Origin of the sequence: Arthrobacter sp. NQ7, assembly GCF_029581595.2 — a bacterium.
Lineage (GTDB): Bacteria > Actinomycetota > Actinomycetes > Actinomycetales > Micrococcaceae > Arthrobacter > Arthrobacter phenanthrenivorans_B.
In genome coordinates, this window is the sequence record NZ_JARFXU020000010.1 from 25,263 (window position 1) to 49,051 (window position 23,789).

Below are 23,789 nucleotides of genomic sequence, written 5' to 3' on the forward strand. Positions count from 1 at the left end.
TCGAACCAAGCCGCGGTAGGAGAATCGTGAGGATGACGACGGCGCTTCCCGACCTCTGGACCGACTGGTGCTCGGTCACGGGCGTGCCCGCCGGGAGGATCGACGAGGTATCGCTCTCGTGTTTCTCGCAGCAGGCGCAGCCGTCCCAAGCTGTGCTCGCGGCGCTGCGCCGGCGGCTGGCTCCCAAAGATCCACCGGCCCCCGCGTGGCCGCGCGGGCACACGGAGGACACCGGCTCCCTGCAGCGGCTGATCCGGCGTGGGACGGCGATCATCCAGCACCCCGGCACGCACTGGGTCTTCCGGCTGCGGATGCGCCGGATGCTGTTCACTGCGGTGCTGCTGGCACCGCGCTCCCACGGAGGCCTCGGACTGGACAGGTCAGGTGCGCTGGGACTGCGGCCGGACAGCATGCGCGAGCTGCGCCAGTGGATTGGCATCGCCGAGGACCCGAGCGCCTGCCCAGCGTGCGCCACCTGGTCGTGGCTTGATGTGATCGGCACCAACAGCGGGTGGTCGCACGGTTCCGTCCGGGTCCTGGGACACCGCCGCGACGAACTAGGCTCCGCGCACCGGCACCTGCGGCCGGATCCCAATCCGGATTGGCACCTCTGCGTCGGCATGCTGCCAGCCGTGGACCGCTGGGGATGGATCGATGCCTACCGCTCCATGCACCCGTCCTCGCTGTCGGCGGTCATCAGTGCCGCGGCCCTGCTGCTCGACGGTCCGGAGCCCGCACCTGGGCCCGGGCCTGCTGCGGCTGCGATGCAGGCCAGCCCCCGGCGGCAGATCTCACATGAGGAGGAAGAGCAGATCCTCAAGCGCGCCGACGAACTCACCGCGCGCGTCGAGGCGATCCTTCGCGAGTTCGATACCGGCCGATAAAATCGTGTGCATGGGATTCAACTGGGAGCAGGTCCTCGGGACCAAGGGCGCAGGCCTCTCCGACACTTACGACCAGAGCGCCTCGGACGCGCTGTACCAGGACCACCCGGGCGCGGCTCCGCCAGCAAGTCCGGAAGACCCGGGCGATGAGGTCGTCCGCCTGCCGTTCGACGAGAGCTGAGCCTTCAAACTCCCACGCCGGGGTGTCCGTTTTGAGACATAACCGTAGGTCAGCGCGCATGCACACTTAAGTGTGCAGTCCCCCGGGTCCCTGTCCTTAACCATGAAGGTGACGATGCCCTCGTATACCAGGCTTATCTGCTGTCGACACGGTCCCCGGGGACGTCCTGGGACCGAGTGATCCGCGGCCATCCCGCTCGGAGGTCTGGGTGCGCAGTACTGGTCTTGGGACCGCCTGCCATGCAGCGCGCAGTTCTCGAGGACAAACATCGCGCTCGGCTGGGGTTAGGTCCTGTCGGCACTAACGCAGCTCAGCTGGCCGTCGCCGGCTTCGACAGTCACTTTCTGCCCCGCCGTCGTGGCAAAGGGCCAGCATGAGGTCAGGTCGGTAGCGTAGGCAGCAGGGACAACCAGGATGGTCTGCCGCATTCGAGAGCTTGGGGAGAAAAATGGGAAGCCACGCCGGGCATATGGGGGACCTGCGAGTCCTGATGGACACAAATATTGTTCTCGCCATCGAGGGTGACGAGGAGGCAGATCACGTCAACCACCAGTCGGCGTCGAATGTTTATCGCCTTGTTCTGGACGCCGGCGGCAAGATCTCCATCGTGGAGAATCAATTTGACGACATCTCGCGGATTCAGGATCGCCAGCTAAGGGACCGCCGACGCCGTCAGTTGGAGAAGTATCCGCGGTTGGGACGTGTTGAACTCACCACAGGGTTCCTGAATGAGGCACGTTATGCATCGGATCTTGGGGCCCGCAGTAACGATGGCGTGGACGCCGCGCTGCTTCTTGCACTGCAACGTAACGCCGCCGCCTGGCTGATAACTGAGGACCGGAAGCTCCACACGCATGCCCGTCATGCGGGACTTCAAGACCGCGTGATGATGCTCGATGACGCCCAAGGGGTGTTGACGGCACTGTCGGGGCAGCTGCCAGTTCATTATTCGGTCGATGACGTCCAGCCTCACACCATAGATCCAGTCCAACCGTTCTTTGATTCACTCCGAGCTGATTATGGGGACTTTTCCAGCTGGTGGGAGAAAGTGGTTGCCGAAAGACGGGCCTGTCTGGTCATAGGGGGCGGCAGGGACATTCGTGGCCTGGCGGTCCTCGATCGTCAGGAACCGGAAGTGTCCGGATTGACCGGGAACAGCGTGAAGATCTGTACATTCAAGATTGCCGAAGCCAACCAGGGCAAGAAACTGGGAGAGACACTGCTGGAAGCCGTCATAGCCCGCATCCGGTCGATGCGGGCTGACACCTGCTTCATCGAGGCTTCTTTGGACAAAGAGCCGTTGCTCGCGATGCTGAAGGAATTCGGCTTCTTCGATTTGGGGCCCAAACCGGGGGCGTCCGGACAAATTATGCTTGGCAAGATCCTGGAGCCCAGCGTCGACCAAGAGCCGCCTGAGCACCCCCTCGAGTACAACAGGCGCTACGGCCCTGGAAAGCGACGTGTGAAAAGGGCATTCCTCGTCCCTATCATTCCGGTATTCCACAGCATGCTCTTCCCTGCGTCCGAACCACAGCAGTCTTTCTTCGATTCGACCTATGGAAACGCAATCCGTAAGGTATACATCTGCCACTCGGGTATAAAAACGTTGGAGCCGGGCGACACTCTTTTCTTTCTCCGGACGCACGAAAGGCGGGCTGTGCACGCTGTTGGCGTCGTTGAAGAAACACGACGCACCAGCGTCCTGGCCGACGTGCTGAGTTTCGCCGGAGCACGCACCGTATACCGTGCCGAGGAACTCCAGAAGATGTGCGCAAAGGAAGTACTGGCGGTCAAATTCAGGCTTGACCAAGTGCTCGACGCGCCAGTGTCGCGCGAAAACCTCAAAATGCTGGGAGTCATGGAAGAGTCCCCGCAATCCATCGCCCAAATCAAATCAGAGGAAGGAATTCAGTGGGCAAGAACGCTCCAGGCAGGGTAGCCCTGATGTCTATTAGGCCGGAGTTTGCCAATGCGATTCTCTCCGGAGAGAAGGTTGTTGAGTTCCGTAAGCGGCCCGTCGCCGATGACGTCAGCCACGTTCTCATCTATGCCACGATGCCTGTTGGCTCACTTCTTGGGTGGTTTGCCGTCCGCGGGCAGCAGACCATGTCCCCGAAGGGGCTCTGGTCCACATTCCGTGCAGTTGGTGGTATTTCAAGAAGCAGGTTCTTTGAGTACTACGACCAGCGGGAGCACGGAACAGGGATCCTGGTGGAGACAGCCGGCCGATTCCCTGAACCGGTCCCCCTGTCTGAACTCGGCACGACCCTTCGTCCCCCACAGAGCTTCCAGTATCTGACCGCAGCGCAGTCAGACACATTCTTTAAGATGGTGCAGACCCAGCCGAATGTAAAGTCGGACTCCGAGTTGCATCCGCTGGCTCGTGTGGGCTGATGCTCCCGACGAAGCGTCAACATCCAACACCGTTGACGCAGCATAGGCGCGGGGCGTGGCGAAAAATGAGATTGCGCGTTCTTTTGTGCTTTCCGCCTCCTCTGATTGCGACGGCCTGACCGTCAGTGCTTCGGCAGGGATCAAGTCAGCTTTACAGTCGGACTTGACCGAAACGAGCCCCTGGTCCCGTCGGCAGGCGCAGCCCGTATCTTTCCGTCCTCGCGCCTTTTCGACACGGGCCCTGCGCTACCGGAAAGTGTCAGAGCGGATCAGTAGTGTTGATGGGTGACCGACGTGATCGACTGGCCCATCATCAAGGACGACGTCTCTCGCGGTGGTCCATTGGCGATGCTTTTGCTCGGCTCCGCTCAGTGGGTGCACCGCCGCGTCGACTCGCTGGCCCTCGGACAGAGCGGTACTACCCGCCGCTCCGTCTCATTCGATGTGACTGTACCGACCGATCTGCAGGTTCCCCTGACAGATGCGCAGGTCCAAGTCCTCGTTCCCCTTGCGCTTATTGAGAAAGGCGCGTTGCGCAGGGTCACGGCCAAGGACCCATCAGGTCACCCGTTGCCCATTCTCGGTGCCCAAGACAACTCAAGGCTCTCGGCCGAGATGCTGCTCTTCATGCTTGACGCAACCCCGGGCGGGCTGGCCGCGGGGTACGACGCGAAGCTTTTCGCCCTCCTTCAGCAGGTTGTGGCGTTCCAGCCCGGAACCCGCAGCGATGAAGAAAGAACGCGCCTGGAGGCTGGGATTGCGGATGCGGCCAAAGCCAAGGGCTACCCCGCGGACGTGTCGGAACTCATCGGGGAGATCGCAAAAGGCTTCCTGGACCATTTCCTGCTGGTCGCTGTCCTGGACTCTGATCTCGTCGGCCAGCGAGTGGTCCTCAAGTTCTCCTATGACCGCGACTTGCCTACACCGTCGCCTTGGAACCGGATCGGAGTGATCGACTTCACGATGCCGGACGTGGGATTCGCCCGGAGCCAGCACGTGGAATTCGAAGCTCCCGCTGGCCTTATTGTCAAACAGCTCAAGGTCACCGAGACGTTCGCCGGTGAGCCTGTGAGGGACCCACTTGTGGACACGCCTGACGAGCCGCGTGCAAGCGCCCACGTCGCGTTCACGCCTCTCCGCTCGACATCGGGTGCTTTTGTCCGAGTCAGGGTCGCCCCCGCTGGGGCCGGTATCCTCTCGTTCACAGTCGTCGCCGCCGTGGCTCTGGCCGTGTTCGCGCTGTTCGTGGCAGGGGAGAAGTTCTGGGGCTGGAAAGTCTTGGCGACGAAGTCCCTTCCGTCCCAAGCCGTGTCCCTTATTCTCATTGGCCCCGCCCTGTTCCTGTCTTGGATGGCAAGGGCGCCGGAGCACAGGACGCTTGCAACGCTGCTCCAGCCCCTCAGATGGATTCTGATCTTCTGCACGACCGTTCTCATTGCAGCCGGCGTAGCCGTGGCCTTTCCGCTGGAGAAGTGGGCGAGGGATGTGGTTTGGACTGGTGTTCCCATCTCTGCCGGTGCGATACTAATGCTCCTCGTCGTCTATCTGGCGAACGCGCCACGCGGAGCCGCGAAAGCCGTGATCAGGGCCGGGCGTTTCTTTCGAATGTTGGGTGTCGCGGTCAAAGATCGATTTCAGAGCGTGTGGCGGCGTCTGTTGAAGCAAAGGCAGGCCCCGTAGAATCTTTTCAACGAAGGAGGGTGAAATGGCAACAATCAAGTCCCCGAAGCGTCGCGGCAAGATCCCTCGGGTGAGTCGTGCGGATACCGACATCCGCATCGACCTCGGGGGAGGCTCCATGGTCAGTGACGACATCTCGCTCTCTCCTGAGCAGGTTGATCGGGCTATGGAGAAGCTATTTGACCGGGTCAAGGACTCGTTCTCCAAGGAACTTGCCTACAAGAACAACCTGCATCAGTTCGGCGCTTGAGATCTCCAAGTAGGGACCATCTCACGGGCGGTCCCTACTTGCGTGTTGGTGCGGACTCGGACGATCTTCAGGTTGTCGTAAGCATCACGCGGCCTGTGGGTCACGACGTGACCCGATCGCGGCTCCGGAGTCTGTCGGCCAGCCCGGGAAGTCCCACGGGACGGTCCTGGTCCCACCAAAACGAAGTAGTGCGTCGGTAAAGAAAGAGTGCCGCTACGGGATGGGGACTGCACCACGGAACGCTCGTATTGGAGCAGTGTCCGGTGTATGACGGGTGGATCCCAAGAGAGCAAGGGCCGACCCGATGGTTTCGATGAAAGCTTGATACACCGGGGCAATATTGCCTTCGGCTTAGTGCGCCGGGCTTGCCCCGGAGACGCCGTCAGACGCCAGGGAAAGTGATTACCGCGGTGGTTCCCCCGCCGGGCGTCTCAGTGAGCTTCAGCTCGCCGCCGTGGGCTTGTGCGATCCGCCGGCAAATGGCGAGGCCGAGGCCGGACCCTTTGCCGTCACCTTCACGGTGCAGCCGGACCAGTGGGTCCAGGGCCCGCAGCCGGTCCTCCGGAGCAATGCCTTTGCCGTTGTCGGCCACGAATACGGTTGCCCCTTGGTCAGTGCAGATGCCGCTGATCCGTATGGCAGGCTCCCGCTCCGGGCTCCGGTAGTTCAGGGCATTGACCAGCAGGTTCTGCAGCAGCGTGCGCAGCTGCCCCGGGTCCGCGTAAAGCTGCAGGTGCTCGCAGTCCAGAACTGCACCAGGCCCGAAATTGATTCGCAGATCGGCGGCCACTTCCGCAGCGGTCTCCCGTAGGGAGGTCTGTTGGGGGCGCAGGCCGCCGCCAACACGTGAATAGCTGAGAACATCCTCGAGCATGGCCAGCATGCGGCGGGCCACGGTGTCTACAAGTTGCAAATACCTCGTGGCGGGGTGGTCGGGGCCGACCTCGGGATCATCCTCGCTCATCCCGGCGTAGCCCAGGATGGCGGTCAGGGGGGACCGCAGGTCGTGGCTGACTCGGCCGGCGAAGTCAGCCAGCTTGGCATTGCTGGTGCGCACCTCATCCAGGGCCTTGTTCAGCTGCAGCGTGCGGCGCTGAAGTTCGAGCAGTTCCACCACCTGGCGGGCCAAAATTTCCAGCATTCCGATCTGTTCCGCAGAGGGTGAAGCGGCGGTGTCTGAGAAGACGCACAGGGATCCGAGCACGAATCCCGAGGAAGTCTCCAGGGGCACGGAGGCGTAAAACCGCACACTGGCAAGGTCGCCGGTGACGAACGGGTTGGACGCGAAGCGAGGGTCCTTTGAAGCATCCTCTACCACCGTAGAGCTCCCGGAGAGGAAGACTTTGGCGCACATCGAATCTTCACGGGCACAGATGCCGGGCTCCAGGCCAGCGGCCGCGATCTGGCGCTGCTGGTCTGAGGTCACCACATTCACAACTCCGTAAGGGACGCTGCAGAGCTTCGCGGCCAGCTCGACCAGGCACTGCAGGGGCTCCTGAGATGTCTCGACGGGGTGCGCAAGCCGATCCTCGGGTAGGAGGCCGTATTCCCTGAGGAATCCGTCGCGCCTGCCCGCCTCGGTGCGCATGGTCATGCCCGTAGAAATGCGTGCCATTGGTCCCTCCCAGTACGACCTGAAACTAGGCTATCGGGCAAACGCGCTGCTTGGACACTGCCGTCAGCAGGAGATCTAATCCCTTGTCTTCGTAGTTGGTGCCGATGGTCGGATATGAAGGCCCTGGGACCAGGTGAAGTACGAACCGTTGTACGAGCTCTCGGCCAACGTCAGCGGCCATGACGGGGGCGGTGTGTGGCTGTGGATTGAACTGGACAAGGGTGGAACCGGCGACTACAAGGGCTCGGATTGCGGCCATGCAGGACAAGGGGCAGCCGCAGACTCCGGGGACGTAACCTGGACCGACAGCGGGGGCACCCTCACCATCACGGGGGTCGTGCTGAACGGGTTGGAAGGCTTCCCGACGACCATCACGGTGCCCGACACATACGGTCACTACACCGGAACCATTGGCAGCTACCTGACCCTGCCAGGCTTCATCCCTACGTTTATCGGAAATTCCCAGCTTCAGGTCGCCCCATAGGGGAGGACCAACGAACCCGACGGAATCACCCGTCATTCACCCTCCTTATCGGGCACGGATACGCTCGGGCCCGTGAGCGTCGTTGGATAAGCGATTCCGGCTGTGGCGGGATTCTGTGGAAGCAGCCACGGCATCCCACCACCCCTCGGCCATTCCCAATAGCTGGCGAGCGTCGTGGTGGGAATGGTGGTCAACCGAGCTTATAAGAGCTTTTCTGCGCGTTGGCGCGGGGTATTGACGGCTGTCACCGGCGGGAGTACTTTACGGCTGTGGGGTTCCGGGGGCCCACCCTAAGAAGGAACTCAGATGGCATGGCAAATTGAAGGCACGTACTTCGAAAACTGCAACTGCGATATGGTCTGCCCGTGTTCGACCTCCGGTCTCACCGCCCCCGGTGACAGAGACCGCTGCAACGTCATGCTGGCCTTCCACGTAGAGAAGGGCGATATTAACGGCATCGATGTCGGGGGCCTGAACGTCGCCGTCGTGGCCGACGCTCCCGCGCTGATGAGCGAGGGGGGCTGGAAGATGGGCGTGCTGATGGATTCAGCGGCATCCCCGGAGCAGGCCGAAGCGCTGGGTGCGGTCTTCGGCGGCCAACTCGGAGGCCCAATGGAAGGCCTCGCCCCGCTGGTCGGTGAAATGCTGGGCATGGAGTCCCGCGCTATCGCCTACGCCGATGACGGGCGCGAGCACAGCGTCCAGATCGACAGTGTCATCAAGGTAAAAGTGGAGGACTTCGTTTCCTCCCTCGATTCCACCGGTGCAGGCGTTAAGGTAAGTGGGGTTGGCTTTCCTGCCGACACCCTGGCTGCCGGGCATGCGACCACGTCTACCGTGGATGTGTTTGGTCTGTCGTGGGACAATACCGGGAAGAATTCCTTCTCGGCTCCGTTCGCCTGGTCCGCCTGAATTGCCAGGGCGGACGCATCTGGACGTCCGAAGCCAGGCGGCACTCTTGGTGCTGCTTGGCTGTGGAGCCGTGGCGTGGTACTTCACCATCCTGGGGCTCCGAGGTATGCCTCCCGGTCCCGGGACGATGGGTTTGGAGTTCGGCGGCTTTCTCGCGGCATGGACCCTGATGATGGCCGCGATGATGCTTCCGGCACTGACACCACTGACCACGGTGTACCTGCGGTCCATCCAAGCGACCCGGAGCGCCTCGGTCCGGGCGGGAAGGACCATCGCGCTCGTGCTCGGCTACCTTGTATCTTGGGCACTTTTCGGGGCTGGCGCGTTCGTGGCTGCGCTGCTGGCATCGCAGTTGGCAATGTCGGCGCCCGAGGTCGCGTCCTGGGTGGGAGCGGGAATAGTGGCCGCCGCGGGCGCCTATCAGCTCACGCCGCTCAAGGATTATTGCCTGCGCCAGTGCCGCTCACCGATCGCGTTCCTGCTCCACACCTCCAGCTACCGTGGCCCGCTCCGGGACGTCCGCGTGGGCATCTACCACGGCATGTACTGCATCGGGTGCTGCTGGGGCCTGATGGTGGTGCTGACAGCGGTCGGCCTTTCAAACCTTGCGTGGATGGCCGTCATAGCCGCAACGGTTCTGCTGGAGAAGACATGGAGTCACGGCCGCACGCTCAGCAGGATCGTCGGAGCGGCGCTCATCGTCTTCTCATTCTTCGTCCCGGAAAATCCCGCCCTGCTACCCGGACTGCACGAATCTTCACAGATGCAAGTCTCGGCCTTCATCCTCACGGGCTATCCGGAAGCCGGTAAAGCCGGTCCGCAGTCTCTCGCGGGTACCAATACGGAGCGCTAGGTGTGCTCGGCCACTTTCCTCTCTCCCGGCTGGACAGGATCAAAACCGAATACGACCCCCCGAGAACGTCTTCCGCCACAACACCTGGGCTGCGTCCTGGTCCCCGGTCGATACCCGGGCGTTAGCTTTGCGGTTTGGCCGTGTCTCGTACGGGCGTTTTGCCATCTGTACGGCTTTTATTTCTTGCTCCGAGTGGGAGCCTGTAGGTTTTTTCATCGCGGCTGCGACACCCAAACCCGGGCCCCGCACGACCAAACGGAAAGCAGCCTTGGCGGACACCCGCAGGCCCGGGTCAGCGCCAGCCTTGATACTCTGATGCAGTCCGTCAGCGTCGGTCGGCCCTATCCCATCCGACCGTCACTGGCGGACCCTGTCTGCGCAGCATGAACCCGTCGCTCATCGATGGCTTGTGAAGACGAACGAGCCGGCATTCACATGATGAATTGCAAGCAGGGTCGCGATACTTACGTAAATCCATCCGGCCTAACTTCCAGGGCACCCGTGCAGTTTTCCGGCGGTCCTCTGCTTCTTTCTCAAGAAGAGGACTTGGGTAGGACGAAGGGCTTCCGGGGGATGTGGGCCAGGCACAATTTTGGACAGATGCTGCCCGGTCCTCCTGGTGCGGGTCTACCCTTGGTATTACGGTGATGGATCCCACCGGGACCGGTTAAATGCCTGTCCAGACTGCCGGTCGTGGCTGATGGTTCCTGCCCGGTTCTGGAGGGCAGGTGATGGGTTGTGACAGGACATCAGGGGCGTTCCCGTGGCCCGGATGTGTGGGAGCGCGACAGGGTCACTGGCGGGTTGGTGCCGGTGGGCCCGTTGGAGTTGTCGATGGAGGAAGTCCGCCAGCTGTGGTCTTTCATCCACGGGGACATCATGGATGGGAGTATGCGCCGGTTGCTGCGGGCGTCGTTGGGCTTGTGTCCCCGGCATGCCTGGGCTTACGCGGTGGTGGAGGTCGAGTTGTGGCAGGCCGGTGCTGGTGCCCGGGGCGGGCATCAGCCCTTTGATGTCACGATCCTGTACGAGGATCTCCTTGAGCACGTCGCGGATGGGCTGGACCAGAAGAGTTCCCTGTTGCACCGGCACCCTGATGATGTCCTTGTCCCGGTCGGGCCGTGCCGGATCTGCGCGGATATGGCCTCCCCGGACCTGCCCGGGCTGCGGATTGGGTACGCGAACTCCAATACCGAGGCCCTGACCGCCGAGGCGAACACTCTGGTGCATTCCACGACATGGTGCCTCGAAACGGTGGGCCTGTGGCGGGAGAGGGTCTGCCCGGACTGCGATCCCTCATCGGAGGGGACCGGCGACCCGGTGCTGTTGTGCTGTTACCACCTTGCGAAAAGACGTCCCCTCGCTGAGGATCTGCGGCATGAGGTGGCTGCGCGGTTGCGGGAGATCCGGGCCCGGATGCGGCACCTGACCGACTCCATGACTGATCACGGGGCCGCTGTCGGGGCTGCTGAGAATACGTCCTGGATCGAGGCGATGGGCTTCTTCGCCGGCTGGGGGCTGCCCCTGTACCTGGCCACTGACGTCGGGGAAGGATGGCCTGAACCTCACAGTCAGGGTGCTGAACAGGGCGAATGAGCCCGTCACATGGTGGCGGTTTGCGCTGGGGTGCCTGTAGTCTCTGTTCACGGTGATGGATCCCGCCGGAACAGCCCGCACATGTGGGGGGTGTTCGAACCGCCTCCCTGGCTGATGGTTCCTACCTTTGCTGATCCGAAGGTAGGTGAGCCATGCCCGCGCCCGGCAGACTTCTCCTGCTCCGCCACGGCCAAAGCGTCCTGAACGCCCAGGACCGGTTCACCGGCCTGCTCGACCCTCCCTTGACCCCCGCAGGCGTAGAGGAAGCCGCCCGCGCCGGGACCCTGCTGGCCTCCTCAGGTTTCTCCCCGGACCTCGTCTTCACCTCAACCCTCCGCCGCACCCGGGACACTGCCCGCATCGTCCTGGATTCCATGGGCGCCACTGAGGTCCCGGTCCGTGCTGCGTGGGAGTTGAACGAGCGTAGTTACGGCTCCCTGACCGGCAGGGCACGGAATGAACTGCTCACCGAACTCGGGCCGGAGGTCTTCCGGTTCTGGCGCCGCTCCTACTACGGGGCGCCTCCACCCATGCCGGGCACCCAGCTCCGCAGGATCCGCCGCAGCCGCGCGTTCGCCGGCCTTCCGCCGGAAGCCGTCCAGGCCACCGAGTCCCTCTGCGCAGTGATTAAACGGGTTCGGACCTTCTGGCACCAGCACCTTCGCCCCAGGATCCGTGAAGGAGAGGATCTGCTGGTGATCGGGCACGGTAACTCCCTGCGGGCGCTGTGCCTTGTCCTGGACCGGCTCTCCCATGCCGAGGTGGAGGCCCTGAACATCCCCACCGGGCACCCGCTGGCCTACCGCTTCACCCCGGAGATCGTGCCGCTGGTCCGGGGTGGGGAGTACCTGAATCCGCTGGCGGCGCGGACCGCGGCCGCCATGGTAGCCGCAGCAGGCGGAACCTGAAACGACGACAAGGAAAAGGAGAAAATCATCATGTATGAACTTCAGATCACCGGGGTGCGTGCCCTGCAGATCCTGGACTCCCGCGGCTACCCGACGGTGAAGGTTTGGCTCACGGCACAAGACGGCAGGGTGTCGGTCGCGTCTGCCCCGTCCGGGGCATCCACCGGGGCCCATGAGGCGGTCGAGCTGCGTGACGGCGGCCAGGAGTACTCCGGCCGCGGCGTGACCAAAGCCGGGGCCAACGTCCGCGGGGAAATCAGTGAAATGCTTATGTCCCGGAGCTGGCAGAACCTGGCGGAGCTGGATCAGGCACTGACCGGGCTGGATGGGACACCGGGAAAGTCCCGGCTCGGAGCGAACGCGGTCGTCGCAGTGTCGATGGCGGCCGCCCGCGCCTTCGCCGCCGCTGCCGGGACGCCCCTGCATGTCTGGATCTCCCAGACCCTGGGCCGGGCCGGGCGGCTGCCCGTGCCGCACTTCAATGTCCTCAACGGCGGACAGCACGCCGCCAACCCGCTGGAATTCCAGGAATTCATGATCGCCCCCGCCGGGCACCCACTTTCGCCGACGGGCTGCGTTGGGGTTCGGATGTCTACCACGCCCTGTCCCGGCGGCTGCACAAGCAGGGCCTCGCGACCGGCCTGGGGGACGAAGGCGGGTACGCCCCGGCGATCGCCCGCCCCGAGGAAGCACTGGACCTGATCGTGGCCGCCATCGAGGACGCCGGCTACACCCCGGGCCGGCACGGGGTGGCGATCGCACTGGACCCGGCGGCCAACTCCTTCTACGCGGACGGAAACTACACCGTGGCCGGCCGTGCTTACAGCCCGGAGCAGATGATCTCCTACTATAGAGGCTCATCACCGATTACCCGATCTGGAGCCTGGAGGACCCGCTGGCCGAAGAGGACACCCACGGGTGGCCGGCGCTGACCGCAGCGCTTGGGAACCGGGTGCAGGTGGTGGGCGATGACCTGTTCGTCACCTCCGCGGACCGGGTGCGGGACGGCATCAAGCATGCGTCGGCGACGGCGGTGCTGATCAAACCGAACCAGGCCGGGACCGTGAGCGAAACCTTCGATACGCTCACCGCCGCGTCCGAGGGCGGATTCGGGGCGATGGTCTCGCACCGCTCGGGGGAGACCGATGATACGTTCGTCGCTGACCTCGTGGTCGGCTCCGGCTGCGGGCAGCTCAAATCCGGGGCACCGGCCCGCGGGGAACGCGTCGCCAAGTACAACCGGCTGCTGGAAATCACCGACGAAGACCCGTCCCTGCCGTATGGGCCCACCGGGACCTTCCTCAACACCGACGGCCAATGACAGGAGCGCCGATGAATGAACCAGAGAACACCTCCGCGGCGGTGACCGGGCAGACGCCTTATGTCCCGCGCCGGATCACCGGGCCGGTGCTGATGGGTGTGGTTCCCGGCCAGCCGCTGGCGGTCGCCCACCGCGCCGCGGAGCTGGCCTACAGCCTGAACGTGAAACTCATCTGCGCCTACGTTGACGTCACCAGCTACCTCGCCGAAGAGCCCGACGGACGCGTCGAGTCCCTGCCGATTGATCCGGACGGGATCGATGACGACATCGAAGGGATCAGCGAGAGCATCAGGGAACGCCTGCAGGACGCCCTGGCCGGCACCGGCATCGACTGGTCCTTCCTCACCCTCGCGGGCGACCCCGCCCGGGCACTGGGACGGCTGGCCGAGTCAGTGGAGGCATCGGTCATTGTGGTGGGCACCCGGGAGCGCGGCCTCGGAGCCCGCTTCGAGGAGCTGCTCGTCGGGTCCGTCGCAGTCCACCTTACGCACCGCCAGCACCGGCCCGTCCTCGTCGTCCCGCTCGCCCCCTACACCAGGCATCACCGGAAGGAGGCCCACTGATGGAACCAACGACCCCCGAGACCACGACAGCGGGCCCACCCGACGAAAGGACCGACACCACCGGCGACAGGCCCCTGCCCATCGACAGTGACCTGGCCGATACCAGCGACGATGAAACTGATGCCGGGACGCTGGGTCAGGCGCGCACCCACAGGCCTGTCCACCTGCACCCAGGGTTCGTGCTCGTCGTCATCACCGGAGGCATCTTTGGCGCCCTGGCCCGGTACGGGCTCAGCGGCGTCCTGCCGTCCCCGGGCGGCTGGCCGCTGCCGACCCTGATCATCAACCTCACCGGAGCACTGCTGCTCGGAGCGTTACTGGAAGCCCTGGTCCGCCGCGGCCCCGACGCCGGGCGCCTGCGGATTATCCGCCTGATCGCCGGGACCGGGTTCATGGGCGCCTTCACCACCTACAGCACCCTGGCCCTGGAAACCAACACACTCCTCGGCGCAGGGCGTACCGGCGATGCTTTGCTCTATGCCGGGGTGACCCTGATCGGCGGCGCGATAGCAACAGTGGCAGGGATCCGGGTCGCCTCCGGGCACCACACCAGGATGACCGCCCGGCGCCAGGACGCGACCCTTCGCCCCCACGGGCAGGAGGGCCGCCGGTGAACGCCCTGACTCTCATCCTCCTGGGACTGGCCGGTGGGCTTGGCGCCGGAACACGGTTCGTCGTCGACGGGCTGGTCCGATCCAAAGTCCGTACCGCCCTGCCCGTGGGCACCATCGCCATCAACGTCACCGGCTCGTTCCTCCTGGGACTTCTCGCCGGGGCGGTGATCGTCCACGCCGCACCGGCCCAGCTGCAGGCCATCGCGGGAACCGGGTTCCTTGGCGGATACACCACCTTCAGCACCGCCAGCTTCGAAACCGTCCGACTCATCCAGTCCCGCCGCGCCGGGCTGGCCCTCCTCAACGGAATCGGCACCGCGGTGATGGGCGTAGCTGCCGCGGCGGCGGGCCTGGCCCTGGCAGCAGCGGTGTAGGACGATGCCGGGCCCTGTGCCGGGCGTCTGTACCCAGGCTGTTTTAGGAGCCCGCCCTTGCCTTGGCCGGGGTGAGGGCGGGGGAGAAAAGGACCGAGGCGAGCATCCAGGCGGCGGCGTAGGTGAAAGCGGCGGCGGGTGAGAAGACCGCCCACAGGATCCCTGCCGTGACCGTGGCGCCGAGGTCACCGACGGATTGGACGAGGCCGAGGACGCCGAATCCGTTACCGCGCAGCCTGTCCGGGAGGGCGAGAGCGACCGCTGTTGATTCGGCTGTCTCCGCGAAGCCGATGCCGATGCCGGCGAGAAGGAATCCTGCCAGCACGGGCGCCCAGGTGTGGGGGCTGAACGCAAAGAGCAGGTAGGCGCCGACGTAGACGGCGCCGCCGGCGGCGAAGACGGGGCGTGGCCCTGCCCGGTCCACGAGGCGGCCACCGGCCAGGGCTGCCAGGGTCGCTGCGCCGTTGTGGGCTGCATAGAAGAAGATGGCCAGGGCTGCCGCGGCGGTGGTGTCCCTGTCTTCTCCGGTGAGCAGGTCGGTTGCGCGCAGGATCAGCAGGGTCGTGGCAAGGTTGCCGAGTTCGAAAAAGGACACCGGGACCAGCGCCCGGGCCGCTCCGCTGCGGCGCAGTTCCCCGAGGTTGAAGCTGAGCCGGGCCCGCGCGGTGGGTGCGGCCAGGACAGTGCGGGCCTGCCGGGCGGCCAGGGTGATGGCGGCGGCGGCAAGGATGCTGGGGATGAAGGACAGGAGAATGGCTTCCCGTACCCCGATCAGTCCGACCAGCAGCCCGGCCAGCAGCGGCCCGGCGATCGCGCCGGCGTTGTCCCCTGCCCGTTCAATGCCCGCCGCCCGGCCGTAGGCGGCACGCGGTGTGATGGACACGAGCAGGGTGTCCCGGGCGGGTGAACGGATTCCTCGGGCTGCCCAGGCGAGGGCGCGGAGCACCGCGACCTGCCACACCATCGTGGCCACCCCGATCAGCGCCGTCGCGGCGGCCGTGAGGAGGTAGCCGCCCGAAGCGATCCTGGCCCTGCGGGAAGGCTCAGCGGCGAGGGGGCCGCCGGCAAGCTTGCTCAACCCCACTAACGCATCAGACACCCCTTCGATAGCACCCAGGGCGGCCGGGCCAGCATGCAGGGTCGAGGTCAGGAACGACGGAAGCAGGGAGGTCACCAACTCGTGGCCGGCATCGCTGAAGAACGAGGCGGTGCCGACCCCGAGGATCCCCTTGTTCAGCCACGCTCCCTCCCCGCCCCCGGACGCGTCCTGCCCGGTGACCGCTTTCGGGTCCGGGGCGGGAGTGTTTGCCTCGTCAGCCACGGCGGCCTCCCTGGCGACGCGGTCCGGGCGGGCAGGCGGGGGTCCTGCTCATGACAGCCACACGGCAGCGGCCGCCCCGGCCCCGGCAAGTGAGAAGGCAAGGGAGACGAGAAGATGCACAGCGGGCACGACAGGTGCCCGTTCGATCGTTTCCTGCCTCATCCAGGACAGGGCGAAGGCTGTCCCGGCGTAGGTAGTCACCCCGGCAGCCACGCCCATCGCCACCGGCGAAGAGGACGGGCCCGACCCGGCGGCCAAGATCCCGCCGGTGATCACGCCCAGGACAAGGGCCAACACGGATTCGGCGACCCATTCGGTCCGTGGCCGCGCAGCTGTGCCCAGGCCGCGCTGGAGGAGGATGCGGAGCAAGGATCCCGCCAGGGCACCGATGGCAATGGTGAGCATGCTGGTCATGCCGCCTGCTTCGGACGCGGTGAAAGGGGCCATCGGTTTCCGTTCGTCACGAGTGGGGTCTTCATGGCCGGGACCGGCCGGTTTTGAGGGCCCGCCAGCGTTGGCTGCATTCACCGACAATCCTGGCCGCTTCTTCCGGCGTGCCCCATCCGAGGACGCGGGTGCGTGTGCCGGGCTGCAGGTCCTTGTAGTGGTTGAAGTGGTGGGTGATCTGTTCCTGCCACCTGGTGCCGAGGTCTTCGATGGTGCGTATCCTGTTCCCCTCATCACGATCATCTGAGGGGACTGCGACGATCTTGTAGTCCATGTCGTCCCCGTCGCGGAAGTTCAGGACGCCCAGTATCCGGCCGTGCACGACCAGCCCGGTGGGCAGCGGTTGGCGGGTCACGCACAGGATGTCCAGTTCATCACCGTCCTCGTCCAGGGTTTGTGGAATGAAGCCGTAGTTCACCGGTTTGGCGAAAATCCCCGGGTCGACGCGGTCCAGGTGAAAAAGGCCCGTGGTGCGGTCCCACTCGATTTTGTGGCTCGAACCCATCGGGATGTCGATGACTCCGGTGACCAGGCCTTGGAGGTAGTCCCCACACTCAAGCAGTGCGTTGTAGTCAGTCACGAGAGCGTCTCCTGTCGGGCAACGTGGGACAGGGGACGGCATAAGTCTTTGCGGCCCTCGTCGGCATGCTCATACCGGCTAGGGGAGGCGGTGGCGGAATTAGGCATAGTTCTCCGTCTGTGCGTGGCACTGAACAGGAACTATCAGCCGGGGGCGGCGGTTCGGACGGTGCGACCCGCCCCGGCGAGATCCATCACCGTTGCCAGTAATCAACCACATGGCGGGGCCAACTGGCAAGGAAATGACGGGGGTGTCCCCTCAGAGGCCCCCGGGTGGGACCAGCACAGATGCCCGGATGCGGTGCACGTGATGCTATCTGCAGCGCTGTTTAATGCCCTGGACACACCGCTGCTGGGAGAGGGAGCAGGCGCGGCAGCGGGCTTTGACGAGTCTTGCCTTAACTCCGGTTACCGGCTCCTTCACTTGGCCTGTCCTGCTCCCAGCCCAGCAAAGAGGGCCAGACGATAGGGCCCAATGTTTCCCGATTTAGCTATCATGGAGCCAGGTGATGGAACCCGCCTGAACCGGATAAATCCGGTTTCAACCGCCGGCCGGCTTATGGCTCCTGTCTGAGAGAACTTCAAGGACGGAGGCGGGGCACATGTTCCCAGACGCGAAATTATCTTCCCGCACAGAACCAACCGCCGCGGTGTTCACCAGCATTTTATGGGCGGCCGCAGGGACCGCGCGCGGGTCCGGTCTCTCCGGGCAGGAACCCTTTCTGGCCGATCTGCATCTTGACCAGGTCATTGCTGCGGTGACCGCGGGCAGGGATCAGTTCAACCTGAAACCCTTCTTTTACGCCCCGTTGGCCAGTGTCGAAGAGATCAGCTACCGGCATCAAGTACTCCAGGACCTTCGGGACGGTTCCTTACTGGCGTCCCTGGGGTCTTTCGCCGGGCGGATGCAGAGCATGCGCAACCAGCGTGCGCTGTCGGAAAAGCTGCACTACCCGTATCAGAAGCAGGCCCTGTTCCTGGACGCCGCCACCATCTACTGCACGGCCGTGGGCAGCCTGTCCACGGACCTGGCCGCCTCAGCGGTCACGTCGTCCGGTTTCCGCACGCTGCGGGACTACCTGAACCAGTACGTCGGTTCGGCATCCTTCCAGGCTCTGCTGGAGGACGCGGAACGCCTTAAGGACGATCTGGCGAACGCCACATACTGTTTCCGCATCAAGGGCGGGCAGGTGAGCGTTTCCCGGTATCAGGACGAAGCCGATTACAGCGCCGAGGTCGCGGCGACGTTCAGCAAATTTCAGCAGGGAGAGGTGAAGAACCGCCTCGAAGCGCCCCCGACCACCGTGGACATCAACCATGTGGAGGCCATGGTGCTCGATGGGGTTGCCTGGCTCTTCCCTGAAACCTTCGAATCCCTCCGGGACTTCTGCAGCCGGCACGCCGGCTACATCGATGAGGTCATCACCCGCTTTGACCGGGAGGTCCAGTTTTACCTCGCGTATCTGGCCCATATTGCCACCCTGCAGCGCTCGGGCCTGCCGTTCTGTCTCCCGGAGGTCTCCCGGACCTCGAAGGAGCTGGCCGTCCGTTCAACGTTCGATCTTGCCCTCGCGGCGCAATGCGTGGGCGATGGGCGCCCGGTGGTGACCAATGACTTCGATCTGCACGACCGGGAACGCATTTTTCTTGTCTCAGGTCCGAACCAGGGTGGTAAGACAACTTTTGCCCGGACCGTGGGGCAACTCCACTATCTTGCCGGCCTGGGTCTTCCCGTGCCGGGCACCGCTGCCCGGATCTTCCTCCCGGACCGCATCCTCACCCATTTCGAACAGGGAGAAAACACCAAGGACCTTCGAGGAAAACTCATGGACGACCTCGTCAGGGTCCACGACATCCTCGAAGCGGCAACACCTGACAGCCTGGTCATCCTGAATGAAATCTTTACCTCCACCGCCCTCCGGGACGCGGTGGCCCTGGGCCGGAAGGTGATGTCACGGATCGTTGAGCTGGACCTGCTCTGCGTCTGCGTGACGTTCGTCGATGAGCTGGTTTCGCTCAGCAGCACCATGGTCAGCATGGTCAGTACGGTCAACCCCGGGAACCCGGCCGAACGAACCTTCAAAGTCGTGCGCAGGCCCGCCGACGGGATGGCCTACGCTCGGGTCCTGGCCCAAAAATACGGCCTCACCTACGAGCAATTGAAGGAGCGGCTGACCCCATGAAGGCGTATCTGATGTTCCCCGACCGGGACGTTCCCCAGGGGGCGCCGCCGGAGAATGAACACGACCTGATCCGGGACCTGAACCTGGTCCCGGTAGTGCATGCAATGGCCGCAGGAGACACCTTCCTGCAGGACATCGCAAGGAAAACCCTGCTCTCACCACTCAAAGAGCAGGCGGACATCCTCTACCGGCAGCACATCCTGGTCGACTGCCTGGAACACCCGGCCATCATCCGGGACCTCTACGACCTCGCGGTGGAGACCATTGACGGTGAAAAAAAGGTCTACCACAGCATTTTCCTGCGGTACCCGGACGCGGTCCTGCGCACAGCCATCGAATCACTCGAGTTCCTGGTCCCCATGCTCCGGCGATTAAGGAACCTCGCCGCCGAGCACGGCCACCGGTTCAGTTCCCCCGGGCTCACCCGGCTCTTCAGCATGATCACAGAGGAACTTGACGATGACTACTTCCGGACTATCGCAGGGCACCTGGAGACGCTGCGGTTCCGTTCGGCACCCCTGATCAGTGCCGGGCTCGGCGCCGCCAACGAGGGAACCGGGTACACCCTCCGCCGGCCCAACGCGGACCCCAGAAACTGGTTCCAGCGGTTCTTCTTCCCCGACAGATCCAGCTACACCTTTCAGATCAATGATCGTGACGAGAGCGGATACCGGGCCCTGTCCGAGCTCAAAGACCGCGGCCTGATCCTCGTGGCCAACGCCCTGGCCCGGTCGGATCAGCACATCGTGAGCTTCTTCTCGATGCTCCGCTCCGAACTGGCCTTCTATGTCGGGTGCCTGAACCTGCGCGAACGGCTGTCCGCCACCGTTCCGATCTGTTTTCCCAAGCCCGAGGCGCCCGGCTCCCCGAACTGGTTGTGCGCCAAAGGCCTCTGCGACGCGGCCCTGGGACTGTCCTCCACCGGGCCTGTCATCGGCAGTGACGTCAACGGTGAATCCAAAAACCTGATCCTGGTCACCGGGGCAAACGAAGGAGGGAAGTCGACCTTCCTGCGCAGCATCGGCAACGCGCAACTCATGATGGAATGCGGGATATTTGTCTGCGCCGAATACTTCAGCACAGGCATCTGTACCGGCCTCTACACCCACTACCGGCGCGAGGAAGACCCCAACCTCACCAGTGGAAAACTCGATGAGGAACTGGACCGGATGAACCGGATCGCCCAGACCATCAGGCCAGGGTCGCTGATGCTGTTCAACGAATCGTTCTCAGCGACCAACGAACGCGAAGGCTCCGCCCTGGCCTGGGATGTCATCGCCGCTTTGGTCGAATCCGGCATCCGGGTCGTTTTCGTCACGCACTTCTTCGAACTCGCCCACGCCCTGTTTACCCGGCACCGGGCCGGGGCCCTGTTCCTGCAGGCCGAGCGCCGGGACAACGGAGAACGGACCTTCACAATGGTTGAGGGCGAACCGACTGCCACCAGTTTCGGGGAGGACCTGTACGCCCGGATATTCGCCCCCTCCACCGAGCCATAACAAACCACCGTCGTCCCACCACGGCGCACGGAAGCAGGGAGGCAGGAGTATCCATGACAGTGCCGGAGAACGGTGTGCGGCACCTCTACCTGGCCCGTCACGGGCAAACCGCACTGAACGCTGAAGGACGGCTGCGGGGTTTGGCGGACCCGCCACTGGATGCGGCAGGGGAAGCCGAGGCGCGCCGCCTCGCCGAAGCCCTGGCGGCAAAGGGTTCTTCCATCGTAATTTCAAGCCCCCTGCAACGGGCGGTACACACCGCAGCCGCCATCGCGAAGCGGGCAGGGGTGGCCCATGTGGTGGATGAACGCTTCAACGACCGTGACTACGGCCCCCAGACGGGCCGGCTCAAAACGGAGGTGATCGCACAGTGGGGAAGCGTTGATGACGCACCCGGGGTCGAGTCTGCCCGTAACGTTCTCGCCCGGGTCAGGCCTGCCCTTGATGCGGTCCTTGATGAAAACCCGGAGGGATCGGTCATCGTTGTCACCCACGAGGCGGTCATCCGCCCTCTGATCGCCTCACTCGCCCCGGCGTGGCAACCGGAGCTGTCCGCGCCGACGGGCAGCTGGAATGACCTCTGCCGCGCAGGGGCTGACTGGACCATTGTGGCAGCGGACCAGACCCCGGCCGGATAGAAAATGGGTGACCGTTGAAAAGCCGCCACTACCCGCGCACCTTGCCCACCAGATGGCGCAGATCCAGAGCCAGTACCTGGTCGAGGTAGGTGAAGGTCGCGAACTTGCTGCCGGATGCCTTGCTCTGGTCGACCTCCAGCCTTTGCAGCAGGATCAGAATGGCTATGGAACCAAATGCTCAGGTTTCCCGTGGTCCCTGACCCGGGGACGAGCGGGCCTCGCTCATTATCCGTCCACAGCCGGCTGCTCCTAGCAGATCCGTGCGCCTACACAGCCAGAAGTCCGACCCCGATGTTCATGTGGTAATCGCACCGCCTTGCCTGATGACGAAATAATCGCAGCACCACCGTTCGCCGTGTTATTCGCATCCACCGGGGTCCCTCCTAAAGTGAGTATTTGTGGCAGGGGTGATCCCGGCGTGTACTGGCCTCAGGGGAGTGGTGCCCGAAGGGGTCAGGAGGCGCAGCAGGAGAGTTTGGAGACGTCGGTTTTGTAGGATTGGGCGGCGATTTTGATGCCTTCGGCCATGGTCAGGTACGGGGACCAGAGGTTCGCGACCTGGTCCACGGTCATGCCGGCTTCGAGGATGTAGACACCGGCTGCGGCCAGGTCGCCTGCTTCCTTGCCCACGGCGGTGATTCCCACGATCCGTCCCGTATCGGCGTCCGCAACGATCTTGATGAAGCCGCGGGTGTCGCGGTTCACCAGTGCCCGGGGGACGTATTCAAGGGGCAGGACCCGGCATTCGCACCGGATCCCGGCGGCGTTGGCTTCCTTGTCGGTCATGCCGACCGCGGCGAGGGCCGGGCTGGTGAAGGTGACCCGGGGCAGGTGGCGGTAGTCGACCTCGCGGCCGGCCTGGTTGAAGGCGTTCTCCACCGCCAGGGAACCGTGGGAGGCGGCAACGTAGACAAACTCGCTGTGACCCGTGACGTCGCCGGCGGCCCAGATCCGGGGGTTGGTGCTGGCCAAGGTGTTCTGCACCAGGATTTCGCCCCGGTCACCGGTCTTGACCCCGACGGTGTCCAGGTTCAAACCATCGGTGACGGGCCGGCGTCCGGTGGCGACGAGCAGCCGGGCGGCCCGGAATTCCTCCTGGCCGCCCGACACTGTGGCGGTCGCGAGGACCTCTGCGGTATCCGGGTCGTATCGGACGGCGGTGACCATCGCCCGGCGGACGACGCGGACGCCCTCGTCCGCGAAAACACCCATCAGTGCCCGGGATGCTTCGGGTTCTTCCGCCGAGGCCAGGCGGGAACGGACCAGCATGGTCACCCTGGAGCCAAGGCGGGCGAAAAGTTGCGCCTGTTCCAACGCCACATAGCCCCCGCCGAACACCAACAGAGATTCGGGGACCTCTTCCAGTTCCATCGCCGTTGTCGACGTCAGGTACTCCACATCCTGAAGACCCTCAACCGGGGGCGCCCAGGGGGCCGAACCGGTAGCGACCAGGTAGTGGGCGGCGGTAACGGATTCACGGACACCATCCTGTCCGGTGATTTCCAGGGCGGGTTCCTCAGGGGTTCCGGCGAACACCGCGTTACCCTGACGCAGGTCCCACCCGTAGTCCGCGATCAGGTCAACGTACTTATCCGTGCGCATCCCCTCCACCAACGACCGCTTACTGGCGAGAAGGGCGGCCATGTCCACCGGCGCGGCCGAGGTGCTGATGCCGGGGAACCGGCCGGAGGCATCTGCTGCAATATGTCTGGCGTCCGCGGCAGCCAACAGGGCCTTGGACGGCACGCAGCCGGTGTTCACGCACGTCCCCCCGACGGTGGACCGTTCCACCATCAGGACCCGCTTACCCAGGCCGGTGGCCCGGATCGCGGCGGCGAACGCCCCACCGCCGGAGCCGACCACTGCCAGATCATAATCAAACGCTGTTGCTTCAGTCATGAGACCTTCCAGAAAATGGGTGCGAAGACCTCTTTGGTCGCCGCGTCGCCAATGGCTAATGTTCATGCCCAGTCTGCACATTGACCTGCAGGGCAAGGTCAAGAGGGCCGGTCGGCCGGAAACTTTCCGGACTGGGGTCAGCGGCCGCGGATGCCGGCCTGGTCAAAGCCGAGGTCACGGACCGCGTCCACGGCATCGGAAAGCCGGTCAGCACGGTCCGGCTCGTACCGGACCGGGACGGTTTCAGCTTCGGCATCGATCTTCTCGACCGTAACCCCGGGCCAGCTCTCAAGCTCGTCCCGGACAACGTCATCGGCGGCGAGCGAGCAGCAGCCCCCGCCGATGGGTGCGGCGTTGCGGAGGCCGGGCAGGTCAATGAGGGCCGTCACCGGAACGGCGGGCGGTGTTGCCGGTGCGGGAACACCGCCGGAAAGGGCGGCTGGTGTGGTCTGGGTGGTCAACGGTACCTCCGGTAGGGGTCGGTCTGGAAGGATCGGTTTCGGCAAAACGGGCCGCCGGGAACTCCGAGGGCGTGGGGCCTGCCTGGCAGTTCCGAAGCGGGACTTGGGATACTGCAGCTCTGCCGTATCCCCA

General features: G+C 64.4%; 23 protein-coding genes, 1 pseudogene and 4 riboswitches. Of the genes and pseudogenes, 18 read left to right on the forward strand and 6 right to left on the reverse strand.

Translation table 11 applies throughout. The features are described from left to right. Positions 1–26 precede the first annotated feature (26 nt). The 6 genes from PUN71_RS12090 (at position 27) to PUN71_RS12115 (ending at position 5,389) form a co-directional block, all read left to right on the forward strand. Positions 27–884, forward strand: coding sequence for a hypothetical protein (locus PUN71_RS12090; RefSeq protein WP_277798597.1), 858 nt, complete (start codon positions 27–29; stop codon positions 882–884). Positions 885–894: 10 nt separating this feature from the next. Beyond that, the gene (locus PUN71_RS12095) at positions 895–1,065 is read left to right on the forward strand and encodes a hypothetical protein (protein WP_166185493.1); all 171 of its coding nucleotides are present in this window, start codon (positions 895–897) and stop codon (positions 1,063–1,065) included. A 448-nt stretch (positions 1,066–1,513) separates the two neighbouring features. Further along, positions 1,514–3,004 carry a PIN domain-containing protein gene (locus PUN71_RS12100; RefSeq protein ID WP_277798598.1) on the forward strand — a complete coding sequence of 497 codons (1,491 nt, stop codon included), beginning with the start codon at positions 1,514–1,516 and terminating at the stop codon, positions 3,002–3,004. Beyond that, on the forward strand, positions 2,977–3,459 hold the full coding sequence (locus tag PUN71_RS12105) for an ASCH domain-containing protein (RefSeq protein ID WP_277798599.1): 483 nt from the start codon (positions 2,977–2,979) through the stop codon (positions 3,457–3,459). Before PUN71_RS12100 ends, PUN71_RS12105 begins: the two co-directional genes overlap by 28 nt. A 285-nt stretch (positions 3,460–3,744) precedes the next feature. After that, positions 3,745–5,139: a hypothetical protein gene (locus PUN71_RS12110; protein WP_277798600.1), complete on the forward strand. Its 1,395-nt coding sequence runs from the start codon at positions 3,745–3,747 to the stop codon at positions 5,137–5,139. A gap of 25 nt (positions 5,140–5,164) precedes the next feature. Continuing rightward, positions 5,165–5,389 (forward strand): hypothetical protein, encoded by a 225-nt coding sequence (locus tag PUN71_RS12115; RefSeq protein WP_277798601.1) that lies wholly within the window; start codon positions 5,165–5,167, stop codon positions 5,387–5,389. A gap of 382 nt (positions 5,390–5,771) precedes the next feature. Here the strand turns inward: PUN71_RS12115 and PUN71_RS12120 are convergent, their stop codons facing one another. After that, on the reverse strand, positions 5,772–7,004 hold the full coding sequence (locus PUN71_RS12120; RefSeq protein ID WP_277798602.1) for a GAF domain-containing sensor histidine kinase: 1,233 nt from the start codon (positions 7,002–7,004) through the stop codon (positions 5,772–5,774). Positions 7,005–7,137: 133 nt separating this feature from the next. Here PUN71_RS12120 and PUN71_RS12125 point away from each other — a divergent pair, with 133 nt between their 5' ends. From PUN71_RS12125 to crcB, 9 genes and pseudogenes are all read left to right on the forward strand, one after another. Further along, positions 7,138–7,488: a hypothetical protein gene (locus tag PUN71_RS12125; RefSeq protein ID WP_277798603.1), complete on the forward strand. Its 351-nt coding sequence runs from the start codon at positions 7,138–7,140 to the stop codon at positions 7,486–7,488. A gap of 306 nt (positions 7,489–7,794) precedes the next feature. Next, positions 7,795–8,400: a DUF1326 domain-containing protein gene (locus PUN71_RS12130; RefSeq protein ID WP_277798604.1), complete on the forward strand. Its 606-nt coding sequence runs from the start codon at positions 7,795–7,797 to the stop codon at positions 8,398–8,400. Positions 8,401–8,470: 70 nt separating this feature from the next. Next, positions 8,471–9,253, forward strand: a complete 783-nt coding sequence (locus tag PUN71_RS12135) for a DUF2182 domain-containing protein (protein WP_277798605.1) — start codon at positions 8,471–8,473, stop codon at positions 9,251–9,253. 634 nt (positions 9,254–9,887) lie between these two features. Beyond that, positions 9,888–9,970, forward strand: a riboswitch (Fluoride riboswitch). 117 nt (positions 9,971–10,087) lie between these two features. Next, entirely contained in the window at positions 10,088–10,849 is a 762-nt protein-coding gene (locus tag PUN71_RS12140; protein ID WP_283532402.1) for a hypothetical protein, read from the forward strand. A 42-nt stretch (positions 10,850–10,891) separates the two neighbouring features. Next, positions 10,892–10,980, forward strand: a riboswitch (Fluoride riboswitch). A 21-nt stretch (positions 10,981–11,001) separates the two neighbouring features. Then, on the forward strand, positions 11,002–11,757 hold the full coding sequence (locus tag PUN71_RS12145; protein WP_277798607.1) for a 2,3-bisphosphoglycerate-dependent phosphoglycerate mutase: 756 nt from the start codon (positions 11,002–11,004) through the stop codon (positions 11,755–11,757). 30 nt (positions 11,758–11,787) lie between these two features. Then, positions 11,788–13,078, forward strand: a pseudogene (gene eno, locus PUN71_RS12150) (phosphopyruvate hydratase). Between the two features lie 11 nt (positions 13,079–13,089). Next, the gene (locus PUN71_RS12155) at positions 13,090–13,641 is read left to right on the forward strand and encodes a universal stress protein (RefSeq protein WP_277798608.1); all 552 of its coding nucleotides are present in this window, start codon (positions 13,090–13,092) and stop codon (positions 13,639–13,641) included. Further along, entirely contained in the window at positions 13,641–14,255 is a 615-nt protein-coding gene (locus PUN71_RS12160) for a fluoride efflux transporter FluC (RefSeq protein ID WP_277798609.1), read from the forward strand. The genes PUN71_RS12155 and PUN71_RS12160 overlap by 1 nt, the downstream gene beginning before the upstream one ends. 5 nt (positions 14,256–14,260) lie before the next feature. Continuing rightward, complete coding sequence (crcB, locus tag PUN71_RS12165; RefSeq protein ID WP_277798708.1) at positions 14,261–14,629, forward strand: fluoride efflux transporter CrcB; 369 nt, start codon at positions 14,261–14,263, stop codon at positions 14,627–14,629. A gap of 43 nt (positions 14,630–14,672) precedes the next feature. On the opposite strand, the gene PUN71_RS12170 is transcribed toward crcB, so the two are convergent. The 3 genes from PUN71_RS12170 to PUN71_RS12180 all read right to left on the reverse strand — a co-directional run bounded on the left by PUN71_RS12170 (position 14,673) and on the right by PUN71_RS12180 (position 16,977). Continuing rightward, positions 14,673–15,950: an MFS transporter gene (locus PUN71_RS12170; protein ID WP_277798610.1), complete on the reverse strand. Its 1,278-nt coding sequence runs from the start codon at positions 15,948–15,950 to the stop codon at positions 14,673–14,675. A gap of 48 nt (positions 15,951–15,998) precedes the next feature. Next, positions 15,999–16,364: a hypothetical protein gene (locus tag PUN71_RS12175; RefSeq protein WP_277798611.1), complete on the reverse strand. Its 366-nt coding sequence runs from the start codon at positions 16,362–16,364 to the stop codon at positions 15,999–16,001. Positions 16,365–16,425: 61 nt separating this feature from the next. Continuing rightward, positions 16,426–16,977, reverse strand: a complete 552-nt coding sequence (locus PUN71_RS12180; protein WP_277798612.1) for an inorganic diphosphatase — start codon at positions 16,975–16,977, stop codon at positions 16,426–16,428. A 127-nt stretch (positions 16,978–17,104) separates the two neighbouring features. Further along, a riboswitch (Fluoride riboswitch) is annotated at positions 17,105–17,184 on the reverse strand. A 288-nt stretch (positions 17,185–17,472) separates the two neighbouring features. After that, positions 17,473–17,552: riboswitch (Fluoride riboswitch) on the forward strand. A 74-nt stretch (positions 17,553–17,626) separates the two neighbouring features. On the opposite strand from PUN71_RS12180, the gene PUN71_RS12185 reads away from it, so the two are divergent. From PUN71_RS12185 to PUN71_RS12195, 3 genes are read left to right on the forward strand one after another with little or no spacing between them, the layout of a single operon-like run. After that, a complete protein-coding gene (locus PUN71_RS12185; protein WP_277798613.1) occupies positions 17,627–19,159 on the forward strand; it encodes a MutS-related protein in 1,533 nt (510 codons plus the stop codon). Next, on the forward strand, positions 19,156–20,658 hold the full coding sequence (locus PUN71_RS12190; RefSeq protein WP_277798614.1) for a MutS-related protein: 1,503 nt from the start codon (positions 19,156–19,158) through the stop codon (positions 20,656–20,658). Before PUN71_RS12185 ends, PUN71_RS12190 begins: the two co-directional genes overlap by 4 nt. 53 nt (positions 20,659–20,711) lie before the next feature. Continuing rightward, complete coding sequence (locus tag PUN71_RS12195) at positions 20,712–21,296, forward strand: histidine phosphatase family protein (protein WP_277798615.1); 585 nt, start codon at positions 20,712–20,714, stop codon at positions 21,294–21,296. A 453-nt stretch (positions 21,297–21,749) separates the two neighbouring features. Here PUN71_RS12195 and merA read toward each other — a convergent pair whose 3' ends face one another. Together merA and PUN71_RS12205 are read right to left on the reverse strand one after the other, a co-directional pair. Continuing rightward, positions 21,750–23,195 carry a mercury(II) reductase gene (gene merA, locus PUN71_RS12200; protein ID WP_277798616.1) on the reverse strand — a complete coding sequence of 482 codons (1,446 nt, stop codon included), beginning with the start codon at positions 23,193–23,195 and terminating at the stop codon, positions 21,750–21,752. 137 nt (positions 23,196–23,332) lie between these two features. Continuing rightward, the gene (locus PUN71_RS12205; protein ID WP_277798617.1) at positions 23,333–23,656 is read right to left on the reverse strand and encodes a hypothetical protein; all 324 of its coding nucleotides are present in this window, start codon (positions 23,654–23,656) and stop codon (positions 23,333–23,335) included. Positions 23,657–23,789 lie beyond the last annotated feature (133 nt).